The organism is Micromonospora sp. PTRAS2 (genome assembly GCF_054052245.1).
Window position 1 is genome coordinate 194932 of record NZ_JBSWBU010000005.1, and the last position, 12598, is coordinate 207529.

General features: G+C 74.3%; 11 protein-coding genes. 10 read left to right on the forward strand and 1 reads right to left on the reverse strand.

Annotated elements, in window-relative coordinates:
• The first annotated feature begins 32 nt into the window (after positions 1–32).
• The 7 genes from ACVMYR_RS18710 to ACVMYR_RS18740 all read left to right on the forward strand — a co-directional run bounded on the left by ACVMYR_RS18710 (position 33) and on the right by ACVMYR_RS18740 (position 6652).
• Positions 33–1223 carry a glycosyltransferase family 4 protein gene (locus tag ACVMYR_RS18710; RefSeq protein ID WP_457122327.1) on the forward strand — a complete coding sequence of 397 codons (1191 nt, stop codon included), beginning with the start codon at positions 33–35 and terminating at the stop codon, positions 1221–1223.
• Complete coding sequence (locus ACVMYR_RS18715; protein ID WP_218107046.1) at positions 1220–1852, forward strand: acyltransferase; 633 nt, start codon at positions 1220–1222, stop codon at positions 1850–1852. Before ACVMYR_RS18710 ends, ACVMYR_RS18715 begins: the two co-directional genes overlap by 4 nt.
• 33 nt (positions 1853–1885) lie before the next feature.
• Entirely contained in the window at positions 1886–2125 is a 240-nt protein-coding gene (locus ACVMYR_RS18720) for an acyl carrier protein (RefSeq protein WP_091282791.1), read from the forward strand.
• Entirely contained in the window at positions 2118–2873 is a 756-nt protein-coding gene (locus ACVMYR_RS18725) for an SDR family NAD(P)-dependent oxidoreductase (RefSeq protein ID WP_457122328.1), read from the forward strand. The genes ACVMYR_RS18720 and ACVMYR_RS18725 overlap by 8 nt, the downstream gene beginning before the upstream one ends.
• Positions 2870–4291, forward strand: coding sequence for an AMP-binding protein (locus ACVMYR_RS18730; RefSeq protein ID WP_457122329.1), 1422 nt, complete (start codon positions 2870–2872; stop codon positions 4289–4291). Before ACVMYR_RS18725 ends, ACVMYR_RS18730 begins: the two co-directional genes overlap by 4 nt.
• Positions 4288–5337: a LuxE/PaaK family acyltransferase gene (locus ACVMYR_RS18735; RefSeq protein WP_457122330.1), complete on the forward strand. Its 1050-nt coding sequence runs from the start codon at positions 4288–4290 to the stop codon at positions 5335–5337. The genes ACVMYR_RS18730 and ACVMYR_RS18735 overlap by 4 nt, the downstream gene beginning before the upstream one ends.
• Before the next feature lie 76 nt (positions 5338–5413).
• Positions 5414–6652, forward strand: a complete 1239-nt coding sequence (locus ACVMYR_RS18740) for an acyl-CoA reductase (RefSeq protein WP_363628316.1) — start codon at positions 5414–5416, stop codon at positions 6650–6652.
• A 17-nt stretch (positions 6653–6669) separates the two neighbouring features.
• Here the strand turns inward: ACVMYR_RS18740 and ACVMYR_RS18745 are convergent, their stop codons facing one another.
• Complete coding sequence (locus tag ACVMYR_RS18745; protein ID WP_091282782.1) at positions 6670–7743, reverse strand: lysylphosphatidylglycerol synthase transmembrane domain-containing protein; 1074 nt, start codon at positions 7741–7743, stop codon at positions 6670–6672.
• A 204-nt stretch (positions 7744–7947) separates the two neighbouring features.
• Here ACVMYR_RS18745 and ACVMYR_RS18750 point away from each other — a divergent pair, with 204 nt between their 5' ends.
• The 3 genes from ACVMYR_RS18750 to ACVMYR_RS18760 all read left to right on the forward strand — a co-directional run bounded on the left by ACVMYR_RS18750 (position 7948) and on the right by ACVMYR_RS18760 (position 12541).
• Positions 7948–9048 (forward strand): DegT/DnrJ/EryC1/StrS family aminotransferase, encoded by a 1101-nt coding sequence (locus ACVMYR_RS18750; protein ID WP_457122331.1) that lies wholly within the window; start codon positions 7948–7950, stop codon positions 9046–9048.
• Entirely contained in the window at positions 9045–10007 is a 963-nt protein-coding gene (locus ACVMYR_RS18755; RefSeq protein ID WP_077937092.1) for a Gfo/Idh/MocA family protein, read from the forward strand. Before ACVMYR_RS18750 ends, ACVMYR_RS18755 begins: the two co-directional genes overlap by 4 nt.
• A gap of 167 nt (positions 10008–10174) precedes the next feature.
• Positions 10175–12541 (forward strand): DUF6077 domain-containing protein, encoded by a 2367-nt coding sequence (locus tag ACVMYR_RS18760; RefSeq protein ID WP_457122332.1) that lies wholly within the window; start codon positions 10175–10177, stop codon positions 12539–12541.
• Positions 12542–12598: the final 57 nt, after the last annotated feature.

Consider the following 12598-nt stretch of genomic DNA (forward strand, 5'->3'; position numbering starts at 1 on the left):
CCCCCACACCGACCTCGACAGGAGTCCCCGCTGTGCGGATCGCGGTCGTCAACAACTTCTTCCCGCCCCGTCCCGGCGGAAGCTCCCACCTCTCCGCGGCCCTGGCGGAGCGCTACGCCGCCGCCGGCCACGAGGTGCTGGTGTTGACGGCGGCCTACCAGGGCGCGCCGGACGAGGAGGAGCGGGACGGCTACCGGGTGGTCCGGCTGCCCGCGATGCCGATGCCGAAGCTCGGCCTCTCCATCGACTTCGACATGGCCTTCGCCCTGGCCCGCCCCGGCAACCTGCGTCGGGTGTCCCGGCTGTTGACCGAGTTCGCCCCCGACGTCATCCACCAGCACGGGCAGTTCTTCGACCTGAGCTGGATCTCCGGTCAGTACGCGCGCCGGCACCGGACCCCGGTGCTGTTGTCCATCCACACCCGCCTGGAGAGCCCCGACCCGAAGTACGCGGCCCTGTTCCGGCTGCTGGACCGGTTCCTCGTCCGGCCGCTCATCCGCCGGTTCCACCCGCGCTACGTGATCATGGACGAGTTGGCCGCCCGCTACTGCGCGCAGCGTTACGGCGCGACCACGGCCGACTTCGAGTACATTCCGGTGGCGGTCGAGCCGAGCCGCTTCGACGGCACGCCGGAGCTGGACGTGCGCGCCCGGCACGGCATCGGCGACGCGCCGCTGATCGTCTCGCTGGGGCACGTCATCCCGCTGCGCGACCGGATCGCCCTGGTCGAGGCGCTGCCGACCATCCTGGCCAAGCACCCCGACACGCGGGTGCTGATCATCGGCCGCGTCTACTACGACGCGTACGCCAAGCGGGCCGCCGAGCTCGGCGTCGCCCACGCCGTGATCAGCACCGGGGTCGTCCCGTCGGCCGAGGTGCCGGCCTACTTCGCCGCCGCCGACGTGGTGGCCCACGACCTGCAGGGCGGCGGGTTCGGCACCGCCAGCCTCGAGGCGATGGCTGCCGGCCGGGCGACGATCGGCACGGTGACCGAGACGAACTTCCCGGCCGTGCACCTGCGTAACTGGGAGAACTTCGTGCTGGCCCGGCCGGACGACCCGGCCGACCTCGCGGACGCCGTGATCCGGCTGTTCGACGACCCGGAGGAGCGGGAGTGGATCGCCAAGCGCCAGCGCGACCTGGTCTACTCCCACTTCACGCTGGACGTGGTCACCCGCCAGCACCTGGCGGCGTTCGACCGGATGGTGAAGGAACGAGCATGAGTGTGTTCTCCGCCGACGAGCGCAGCAACCGGCTGCGCACCGGCATCCTCGACGACTTCGTCGGCGGGCTGCTCAACGATGTCGAGCGTGCCCGCTACCTCGGCCTGCCCGAGACCACCCGGATCCGGGAGCGGACGAAGATCGTCAGCCCGGAGAACCTGGTCATGGGGGAGCACTGCTGGATCGGGGAGAACACCGTCCTGGACGCCAGCGGCGGCCTGGAGATCGGTGACCACACCAGCATCGGGCTCAACTGCCTGGTGTTCACCCATTCCAGCTGGCTGGCGAACATGATGCTGGAGAACCACCCCGGCAGCGACCTGATCGAGCGCAAGCCCGTGCGGATCGGCAAGGGCTGCTTCATCGGCGGCAACAGCGTGATCATGATGGGTGTCACCATCGGTGATTGTGCCACCGTTAACCCGCTGTCTGTCGTGACGAAAGACGTTCCGGCCTACAGTCTGGTGTCGGGCAACCCCGCGCGGGTCTTCCAACGCTACGACGAGGAGTACCTCAGGGCGGAGGCCGAGCGGGTCCGCGCCGAGAACGCCGCGCTGCGGGCCGAGGCGCAGGCGCGCGGGGAGGCCCCCGTCTGGGGGTCGCCCGCGCGGCGCCGCGACGCGCAGTGACCACCCCTTAGCACGTACGGAGAAAGCACGATCATGAGCCTCACCGACCGCCTGCACGGCGTCTTCGTCGACGCCCTGGAACTGCCCGAGGGCACCGACGTCGAGAACCTCACCTACCGCGGCATCGAGCAGTGGGACTCCCTCGGCCACATGACCCTCGTCGCCGCCATCGAGGACGAGTTCGACGTCCAGCTCGACACCGAACAGGTCATCGACATGAGCAGCTTCAAGGTCGCCCTCGACATGCTGCGGGGCCTCAGCGTCGATGAGTGAGCTGACCGCCCGGGTGGCCCTGGTCACCGGCGGCACCCGCGGCATCGGCCTCGCCACCGCCCGCGCCCTCGCGCAGGCGGGGGCCACGGTCGTCGTCACCGGCCGCGACGTCGACCGGGCCGAGGCGGTGGCCAAGGAGTTCGGCGGGCACGGCCTGGGGCTCGACGTCGCCGACTTCGACGCCGTCGGCGCCACGGTCAAGCAGGTCACCGCCGCGCACGGCGGGCTGGACGTGCTGGTCGCCAACGCCGGGATCATGGAGAGCGGCCTGCTGGGCATGCTGCGCGCCGACGACGTCCGCCGCACCCTGGACGTCAACGTCGCCGGGGCGGTCGCGGCCGTGCAGGCCGCCGGTCGGGCGATGGCCCGCAAGCGCCGCAGCGCCGACGGCACCGAGCGGCGGGGCGGCTCCATCGTGCTGCTCGCCTCGGTCGTCGGCACGTACGGGGCGGCCGGCCAGTCCGTCTACGCGGCGTCGAAGGCCGCCGTGGCCGCGCTGGCCCGTTCGGCCGCGCGGGAGCTGGGCGGCCGGGGCATCCGGGTCAACGCCGTCGCGCCCGGGGTCATCCGCACCGACCTCACCGCGTCGCTGCCCGCCGAGGTGCTGGACCGGCAGGCGGCAGCCGCCGCGCTCGGCCGGCTCGGCGACCCCGACGAGGTGGCCGACGTGATCCGGTTCCTGGCCGGCGACGCCGCCCGCTACGTGACGGGTCAGGTGCTCGGCGTCGACGGGGGGCTCGTCCCGTGAACCTGGTCGCCCCGAGCGCCCGGCTGATCGACGCCGCCACGGGTGCCGTCCTCGGTGGCGCGGGCCTCGCCGCCGAGGTGGGTCGGCACGCCGCCGCGTACGCCGGGTTCCCGCCCGGGGTGGTCTTCGCCCGCAGCGGCACGTCGGTGCCGGCGGTGCTGCGGTACGCGGGCGCGCTGCGCGCGCAGCGCCCGGTGGCGCTGCTCGACCCGGCGCTGGACCCGGCGGTGCTGGCCGACTTCATCCGGCGTTTCTCCCCGGCCGTGGTGGTGGGCCTCGCCGAGGGCGGCGCGGGCGCGGACCCCGGCGAGCGGCCCGGGGACTACCGCGCGGTCGACGACGAGGTGCTCGGCCCGGTGTGGGTCCGCGAGCGGGCCTGCGCCGACCAGCCGCACCCGGACCTCGCGGTGCTGCTGGCCACGTCCGGCTCGACGGGGGACCCGAAGTTCGTCCGGCTCTCCCGCGCCGCCGTGGAGTCCAACGCGGCGGCCATCGCGCGGGTGCTGGCCATCGGCCCGGACGAGGTCGCCCCGACCAGCCTGCCGCTCTACTACAGCTTCGGCATGTCCGTGCTCAACAGCCACCTCGCCGCCGGCGCGACCGTCCTGGTGGTCGACGGCGGCGTGCTGGCCCGCGAGTTCTGGCAGGCCGTGTCGGCGTACGGCGCGACGTCGCTGGCCGGGGTGCCGCACAACTACGAGATGCTGCACCGGATCCGGTGGAGCCCCGCGAAGTATCCGACGCTGCGCACCCTCACCCAGGCCGGCGGCAAGCTGCGCGACGAGACGATCCTCGCCTTCCACGCCAGGATCGCCGAGACGGGCGGCCGGTTCCACGTCATGTGGGGCTGCACCGAGGCGGCGCCCCGGATGAGCACCCTGCCGGCCGACGCGCTGCCCGACCGGGTCGGCTCGGTCGGCCCGGCCCTGCCCGGCGGCTCGTTCACGGTGCTCGGCCCCGACGGCGCGGAGACCGACCGTCCCGGCGTGGTCGGCGAGCTGGTCTACCGCGGCCCCAACGTCATGATGGGGTACGCGGAGAGCGCCGCCGACCTGGCCCGCGGCGACGAGCAGGGCGGGGTGCTGCGCACCGGTGACCTGGGCTGCCTCGACGCCGACGGGTTCGTCTGGCTGCGCGGCCGGCTCAAGCGGTTCGGCAAGGTCTTCGGCATCCGGGTCAACCTGCACGACATCGAGGAGCTGGCCCGCGACCAGGGGCCCGTCGTCGCCGTGTCCGGCCCGGACCGGGTCGTCGTCTTCGTCGAGGGCGGCACCGACGACGGCGCGCGGGCACTGGCGGGGCGGCTGGCGGAGCGGCTGCGGCTGCACCGGTCGGGCTTCGACGTGCGTACGGTCGAGCGGTTGCCGCAGCTGCCCAACGGCAAGATCGATTACCGCTCCCTGGAGGCGCTGGTATGACCCTGTTCGCCCTCGACCAGGCGGCCCGCGAGGCCCGGCTCCTGCCGGAGCTGGTCGAGCTGACCGAGCACCACCGGGCCCGCAGCCCCGAGTACGCCCGCCTGCTCGCCTCCCTCGGCCACCTGCCCGGCCGCGGCTACGACCGGGTCGCCGACCTGCCCTGGCTGCCGGTGCGGCTGTTCAAGCACCACGTCCTCAAGAGCATCGGCGACGACGAGGTCTTCAAGGTCCTCACCTCCTCCGGCACCACCGGCGACGTCAGCCGGATCTACCTGGACAAGGAGGCGGCGGGCGTGCAGCAGAAGATGCTGTCGGCCACGCTGAGCGCGGTGATCGGCACGAAGCGGCTGCCGATGCTGCTGGTCGACACGAAGGCCCTGTTCAAGAACCGCACGTCGTTCTCCGCCCGGGGCGCCGGGGTGCTCGGCCTGATGAACTTCGGCCGCGACCACACCTTCGTCCTCGACGAGCAGGAGCGGCCCGACCCCGACGCGGTGCGCGACTTCCTGGGCCGCCACGGCGACCAGCCGTTCCTCATCTTCGGCTTCACGTTCATGACCTGGCTCTACCTCTACGAGCTGGCCCGCGAGCACCGGTTCGACCTCAGCAACGGCATCCTGATCCACAGCGGCGGCTGGAAGAAGCTGGTCGACCGCGCGGTCGACAACGCGGAGTTCCGCCGCCGCTTCACCGCCGACACGGGCCTGCGGCGCATCCACAACTTCTACGGGATGGTCGAGCAGATCGGCACGACGTTCCTGGAGGGGCCGGACGGCGGCGGCCTCTACTGCCCCGAGTTCGCCGACGTCATCGTCCGCGACCCGCACACCTGGGCGGAGGTGCCCGTGGGCACCCCCGGGGTGGTGCAGGTGGTCAGCACGATGCCCCGGTCGTACCCGGGGCACCTGCTGCTCACCGAGGACCGGGGTGTCGTGCACGGCGTCGACGACGGGGCCTGGCCGGGCAAGCGGTTCTCCATCCTGGGCCGGCTGCCCCGCGCCGAGGCGCGCGGGTGCAGCGACACGTTCGCGGAGGCGGCGGCATGAGCGGGCGCAGCGAGCGAATCATCGGGCAGGGCGCGTCGGCGCCTCCTGCCGGCACCGGGCGCAGCGAGGGGCGGGCATGAGCGGCAAGGTCGTCGAGCGGTTCCCGGCCGGCGGTGCGACCGCCGTCGACGACCTGGTCGGCGCGTTGCGCGCGGTGCCGGCCGGCGGCCCGCTGACCGTCGGCGACGACCGGATCGTCGAGTTCCTGGTGGCGTTCGCCCGGCGGCTGCTGCGCCCGGCGGTGGCCCGCCGGCACCCGGAGCTGGCCTCCCTCGGCTTCTTCCTGCGCCGGGGCGAGATCGCCAAGACCCTGGCCCGGGTCGCGGACGAGCCCGGCCAGCTCCGCTTCCCGCGGGGGCTGGTCTTCCACGTGCCGCCGGCCAACGTGGACACCATCTTCGTCTACTCGTGGGCGCTGTCCGCGCTCGCCGGCAACGCCAACGTGGTACGGATCTCGTCCCGGTCGGCGGGTGCCGCCGACGCGGTGCTCGACGCGCTCGACGACACCCTCGCCGACGCCGACGACGTGGTCCGGCAGACCCAGCGGATGGTCACGTACGGGCGGGACGACGCGGTGACCGCCGCGCTGTCGGCCGCGGCGGACCTGCGGGTGATCTGGGGCGGCGACCGGTCGGTCGGCGAGATCCGCCGGCACCCGCTCGCCCCGCACGCCCGGGACCTGACCTTCCCGGACCGGTCGTCGTTCACGGTGATCGGGGCGGCCGGCTGGCTCGCCGCCGCCGAGTCCGAGCGCGACGCCGCCGCCCTCGGCCTCTACAACGACTCGTACTGGTTCGACCAGGCCGCCTGCGCCTCGCCCCGCACCGTCTACTGGGTCGGCGACCCGGCCAGCACCGACGCCGCCCGCGCGGACCTGCTGGCCCGGCTGCGTACGGTGCTCGACGCCAAGCGGCCCGAGGTGGACGCCGCGATGGCGGTGGAGAAGCGGGTCGCCACCTACGGCCTGGCCGTGGAGGGGGTGGCGACGGCCATCCGCTTCGACGGCAACGACCTGGCGACGGTGGAGCTGGCCGGGCCGGGCGACATCCCGCGCCGCTGGCTCGGCGTCGGCACGTTCCCGCAGGCCCGCCTCGACAGCCTCGCCGACCTCGCGCCGGTGGTGGTGCGCCGTGACCAGACCGTCACCCACTTCGGCTTCGCCGCCGACGAACTGGTCGCCTTCGCCCGCGCGCTGGGCGGGCGCGGGGTGGACCGGATCGTCCCGGTCGGCGACGCGCTGAGCTTCGCCGCGACCTGGGACGGGTACGACCTGATGCGCGAGTTCACCCGGATCACCAGCGTCGTCACCCGCTGACCCTGCCGCCGGGCGTCCTACCCGGCGGAGGTGGTGGCCGCCTCGGCCGGGGCCGCCCGGCGGAGCTGGCGCACCCCGGACAGGGCGGCCAGGCCGGCGGCGAGCACGTCGGCGATGGTGAAGATGAGCCGGGACGCCAGCGCGATGCCCATCGCGGCGCCGACGCCGCCGTTGCCCTCCAGGAACGGGGCCAGCGCGGCGACCAGCACGGCCTCCCGTACGCCCAGCCCGGAGGGGGAGAGGAAGGCGAACATGCCGACGGTCATCGCGATGGCGAACGACCCGACGCTGCGCAGCAGCCCCTCCATGCCGGGGGTGGCCTGGGCGTTGGCCAGCAGCCACAGGTGCACGCCGAACAGGGCGTAGCCCAGCGCGCTCCAGCCCACGACCCGCGACACACCCGGCCAGGTGAGGCGGTGCTCCAGCGGCGGGCGGCGCAGCACCCGCAGGGCGAGCTGCACCAGCGCGGTGAGCACCCGCGGCACCGCGCAGACCAGCGCGACCGGGAACAGCGCCGCCACGATCCACAGCGCGACCCGCACCGAGTCGGCGTAGGTGGAGTCGCCCCCGCCGGCCGCGTCGCGCAGCGCCGGCAGGCTCAGCAGGCCGAGGCCCAGCGCGGCCGTCACGCCGAGGCCCAGGGAGACCAGGGTGGCCAGGAAGGCGCGGGCCCGGGGCAGGCCGGCCCGCCGGCTCAGCTCGACCTGGAGCACGTACGCCCACACGCTGCCGGGGATGTACTTGCCGAGCTGGCCCACCAGGCAGATGCGCAGCGCGGCGGGCACGGACACCCGGTGCTCCAGGTCGCGCACGGCGGCCCGCCAGGCCATCGTGTTGGCCACCATTCCGGCGAGCGCCGCGAGGACGGACAGCACCACCGACTGCCAGGCCAGGCCCAGCCACGTCGACCGGACCTGCGGCCACTGGTCGACGACGCTCCAGACCATCCCGGCGGCGATGGCGACGACGACGGCGACGCGGACGCCCAGCGACAGCCACCGCTTCAGCGGGCCGGCCGGGGCGGCGGGAACGTCGGTCGACTCCGGGGCACCGGAAGTGACGACATCCTTCCGCGTGACGGTCTGAACCATGCGTTACGTGCCTCCGCGTCGCGTTTCGTCCGTAGCGGAAAGTGAGGACGGACCGAGCAGGGCACTACACTAGCCCAGGCCGCGCGCCCCCACTCGTCCGGCGCGCCCGCGCGGAATTCCTACCGCGACGCCGGCCACCGCCCGTCGTGTCGACGTCCGCCGCTGTTACCGTGCTCGCTGCCACCGACCCCGAGGAGACGTGCTGTGATCCCCATTTCCGTCGTGAAACTCGACGAGAAGGCCGAACAGCTGGCGGTGGAGGTGATCCGCTCCGGCGTGCTGGCGCAGGGCCCGATGGTGGCCCGGCTGGAACGCGAGTTCGCCGACCTGGTCGGGGTGGAGCACGCGGTGGCGGTCAACAACGGCACGACGGCGCTGGTCGCCGCCCTGGAGGTGCTCGACCTGCGGCCCGGCGACGAGGTCGTCACGAGCCCGTTCACGTTCGTCGCCACCCTCAACGCGATCCTCGAGGCCGGCGCCACCGCGCGGTTCGCCGACATCCGCGAGGACGACTTCTGCCTGGACCCGGCGGCCCTCGCCGCCGCGATCGGCCCGCGCACCCGGGTCGTCATGCCGGTGCACCTGTACGGCCAGCCGGCCGACATGGGCGCGATCGTGCCTCTGGTCGAGCGGCACGGCCTGGGCCTGGTCGAGGACACCGCGCAGTCACTCGGTGCGACGGTCGGCGGGCGGGGGGCCGGCAGCTTCGGCCTGGGCACCTTCTCCCTGTACGCCACGAAGAACCTCACCACCGGCGAGGGCGGCATGATCACCACCGACGACGCCGTCCTCGCCGACCGGCTCCGGGTGCTGCGCAACCAGGGCATGCGCCAGCGCTACCAGTACGAGGTGGCCGGCCACAACTACCGGCTCACCGACCTGCAGGCCGCCCTCGGCATCCCGCAGCTGGCCGGCTACGCCGACACCGTCGCGCGGCGCAGGGCCAACGCGGCCCGGCTGCACGCCGGCCTGGCGGACGTGCCGGGGCTGCGCCTGCCGGCCGAGCTGCCGGGCCGGACGCACGTCTGGCACCAGTACACCGTGCTGGTCACCGACGCCGCGCCGGTCAGCCGCGACGAGGTGGCCGCCCGGCTGGGCGAGCAGGGGGTGGGCTGCGGCATCTACTACCCGAAGGCGGTCTACGACTACGACTGCTACCGGGAGCACCCCCGGGTGGTCGCCGACCCCGCCCCGGTCGCCGGGCGGGTGGCGCGGCAGTGCCTGTCCCTGCCGGTGCACCACCACCTCGCCGACGGCGACGTCGACCGGGTCGTCGAGGCCGTCCGCAAGGCGGCGGGCGCGTGACGGCCCCGGTGCGCTTCGCCCTCGTCGGCACGGGCGTGATGGGGGCCCTGCACGCGCGGGTCATCGCCCAGTCCGACCGGGCCCGGCTGGTGCGGGTCGTCGAGCCCCGCGAGGCCGTCGGCCGGGAGGTCGCCGACCGGTACGGCGCGCGGTGGACGCCCGACGGGTCGAACCTGTCCGGCGTCGACGCGGTGGTGATCGCCGCCCCCACCGAGTTCCACCACGCGCTCGCCGGTGAGGTGCTCGCCGCCGACTTGCCGCTGCTGATCGAGAAGCCGGTCTGCGGCAGCCTCGACGAGACCGAGGACATCGTGGCCACCGCCGAGAAGCGGGGGGTCCCGCTGCTGTGCGGGCTGCTGGAGCGGTTCAACCCGGCGGTGCTCACCGCGCTCGCCCTGGTCGACAACCCGGTGCACCTCACGGTCACCCGGCACTCACCGTACGCGCCGCGGATCCGCACCGGGGTGGCCTGGGACCTGCTGATCCACGACGTCGACCTGGCGATCCGGGCGTTCGGCGGCCAGGAGCCGACCGACGTACGCGGGGTGCTGGGCCACTTCCACCCGTCCTCGCTGCCCGGCGCGGAGGACGTCGCCGAGGCCCTGCTGACCTTCGGCGGCGCGGCGCTGGCCAACGTCTCGGCGAGCCGGATCGGCCAGCGGAAGGTGCGGACGCTGGTCGTCAGCGAGGTGGACCGGCTGATCGAGGCGGACCTGATCCGGCGGGACGTCACCATCTACCGGCACGTGTCGCTGGACGCGGCGACGCCCGACGGCCGGGGCTACCGGCAGCAGAGCATCATGGAGGTGCCGGAGCTGGTCTCCGGCCGGGAGCCGCTGGCCGCCCAGCTCGACCACTTCCTGGACCTCCTCGCCGGCACCGCCGACGCCGACGCGGAGCGGCGGTCGATCCTCCCGGCGCACCGGGCCGTCGGCCGGCTCTTCGCCGACCACGGCTGAGCCCGCGGGCCCGGGCGGCGGCCTCGTGTCGCCGGCCGGGCCGGCGATCGCGTTCGGGTAGGCTTACCCACCGTGCGCCCGGCCGGCCGCCGCCGCCCGCCGAGGGCGAGCCCCGGCGGTCCGCCTTCGACTCGACAGAATCCTCGACAGAAATCAAGGAATCCCCTGTGCCGAACGTCGCAGACGACGCCCTGGCAGTGGAGGACCAGCGCGCGCCGGAGGACCTGCCCCGCGCCCCGGACGACCAGCCCGAGACGCCGCAGGACCCGCCCGGCACGCGCGAGGCCCAGCCGGAGACGCCCGACGACCGCCCCGCGACACCGCAGGACGAGCCCGGCACACCGCAGGACGAGCCCGCGACACCGCAGGACCCGCCCGGCACGCCGCGCGACGAGCCGGGCACACCGCAGGACGAGCCCGGCACACCGCGCGACGAACCGGCCGCGAGCGCCGAGCCCGCCGACCTGGCCGAGCAGCCGCCCGCGCCGGAGCACGCCCCCGACGCCCCGACCGCCCCCGCGCGGCTGTCCTTCCCCCGGCGGTTCGGGTCCGCCTTCGGTGCCCTCCCGCGCCGGATCACCGACGCCGCCGTGCTGGCGTTCGCGCTGTTCACGATGATCTACCACGCGGGCTTCCTGGCCGAGCTGCGACCGTCGGTGATGTTCCTGAGCTGGCTGTGGTGCTGTGGCGTCCTCGCCGTCCTCGCCGTGGTGCTCGGGGTGGTCCGTGCCGTACGGCGTCGCCGCGTCGCGCCGGTGCCGCCGGCCGCACCCGCCGACCCCGCGCCGGCCGGGAGGGCGCGCTGGTGGTGGCTCGCCGTCGGCGTGGTCACCGCCGGGGCCGGCATCGGCGCCGCCGTCACCGCCGGCATGGGCGGGCTCGCGTCGTGGTGGGTGCCGACCGGCCTCGGGCTCGCCGCCTCCGTCGGCGCGGCGCTGCTGGCCCGCCGGGCCTGGCTGGCCCGCACCGGCCCGCCGGAGCCGACCGCCACGGGCTGGCAGGCGCTCTTCGTGCTGCTCGTCTCGGCCGGCGTCGCGGTCTCCTCGCTCTACATGGCCCGCAACAGTAAGGACGACGTCTTCTACCTCGGCAAGTCGGTGTGGGTGGCCGAGCGGGACATCGTCCCGGTGCGGGACTTCCTGTTCACCGAGAACGTGGCCGCCCCGCTGAGCACCCAGCCGCCGACCGCCTCGATCGAGGTCTTCGCCGGTGCGCTCGCCCGGTTCCTGGGCCTGCACGCCGCCGACGCCACCTGGTTCGTGCTGCTGCCGGCCCTGGCCGTGCTCGCGGTGCTGGCCCTGTGGCGGCTGGTGCACCGCTGGGCGCCCCGCCGTCCGGTGCTGGCGTTCGTCGTGGCCATCACCTATCTCTACCTGGTGGTCGGCTCGGACGCCGCGCTCGGCACCTTCCACCTGCCCCGGCTCTACGAGGGCAAGGGCATGTTCGTCTCGGCGGTCGTCCCGCTCATGTGGGTCTACCTGACCGACTGGTTCGAGTCCCGGTCGAGGTGGAAGCTGTTCCTGATCGCCGCGCTGTCCGTGGTGGCGACCGGGCTGTCCACGACGTCCGCGATCATCCTGCCGCTGCTGGTCGGCGCGGCCGGCCTGGCGATGCTCCTGGTGGGCCGCTGGGGGGCCGCGCTGGCCGCGGGCGTCGCCGCGCTGGCCTACCCGATCGGCGGGGTGCTGGTGTCCCGGCTGGTGCTCGGGCCGGTCGCCACCGCCGGGGGCGAGACCCAGTTCTTCGACGCCGAGGGCACCTACCGCCGCACCCTGCTGGTGGGCGTGCTCGGCGTGATCGGCGGCCTCGCCCTGTGGCTGGCGCCCCTGCTCGTCCGGGGGCGCGCGCCCCGGCTGCTCGCCGCCGGCGCGGCGCTGACCATGAGCGTGCTGTTCGTGCCGGGCGTGCTGGAGGCGCTCGCCGAGGCCAGCGGCGTGTCCGCGGTGCTGTGGCGGGTGCCCTGGATCCTCGCCCTGCCCGGCCTGATCGGGATCCTCTGCACCGTCCGGCTGCCCCGGCTGCCGTGGGTGTCCCGGCTGGTCGGCCTCATCGTCGCCAGCTCGCTGATCTTCTGCTTCGCGACGTTCGGCGTGCCGATGTGGAGCAGGGACAGCTTCATGGAGGTGGCGCCGCGCCCGTTGTGGAAGCTGCCGCAGCAACGCCTGGAGATCGTCCAGTGGATCGAAGGGCTGCCCCGCGAGCCGGGCCTGCTGCTCGCCCCGTCGACGCTGATGCGGGTCGCCCCCATCGTCAGCAGCCGGCTGCGGGTCGTGATGCCCCGCGACGGCTACCTCGTCGAGTACGACCAGAACTCCGACTTCGTCCGCGACCGGCAGCGCCTGGCCGCGTTCGCCGACGGCACGGCGATCGCCCCCGACGCGGAGGTGAAGGCGTCCATCGAGCGGCTGGACGTGACTACCATCTGCGTCTACTGGGTCAACCTGGAGGCCAAGGCCGCCCTCAAGCGGCTCGGCTACGAGATGTACGCCCGGCGCTTCGCCCCCGGCTCGGTCCGCTGCTTCCGGCAGCCCTGAGCGGCCGGTCCCCGACCCGCCCGACGGCGCGGTCGGGGGCCGATCGGGTAGCAACGG

Bases quoted from the DNA above. Each gene is read 5' to 3' on its own strand.
- ACVMYR_RS18715 (WP_218107046.1), top strand. From the start codon at position 1,220: ATGAGTGTGTTCTCCGCCGACGAGCGCAGCAACCGGCTGCGCACCGGC.
- ACVMYR_RS18720 (WP_091282791.1), top strand. From the start codon at position 1,886: ATGAGCCTCACCGACCGCCTGCACGGCGTCTTCGTCGACGCCCTGGAA.
- ACVMYR_RS18725 (WP_457122328.1), top strand. From the start codon at position 2,118: ATGAGTGAGCTGACCGCCCGGGTGGCCCTGGTCACCGGCGGCACCCGC.
- ACVMYR_RS18735 (WP_457122330.1), top strand. From the start codon at position 4,288: ATGACCCTGTTCGCCCTCGACCAGGCGGCCCGCGAGGCCCGGCTCCTG.
- ACVMYR_RS18740 (WP_363628316.1), top strand. From the start codon at position 5,414: ATGAGCGGCAAGGTCGTCGAGCGGTTCCCGGCCGGCGGTGCGACCGCC.
- ACVMYR_RS18745 (WP_091282782.1), bottom strand. From the start codon at position 7,743: ATGGTTCAGACCGTCACGCGGAAGGATGTCGTCACTTCCGGTGCCCCG.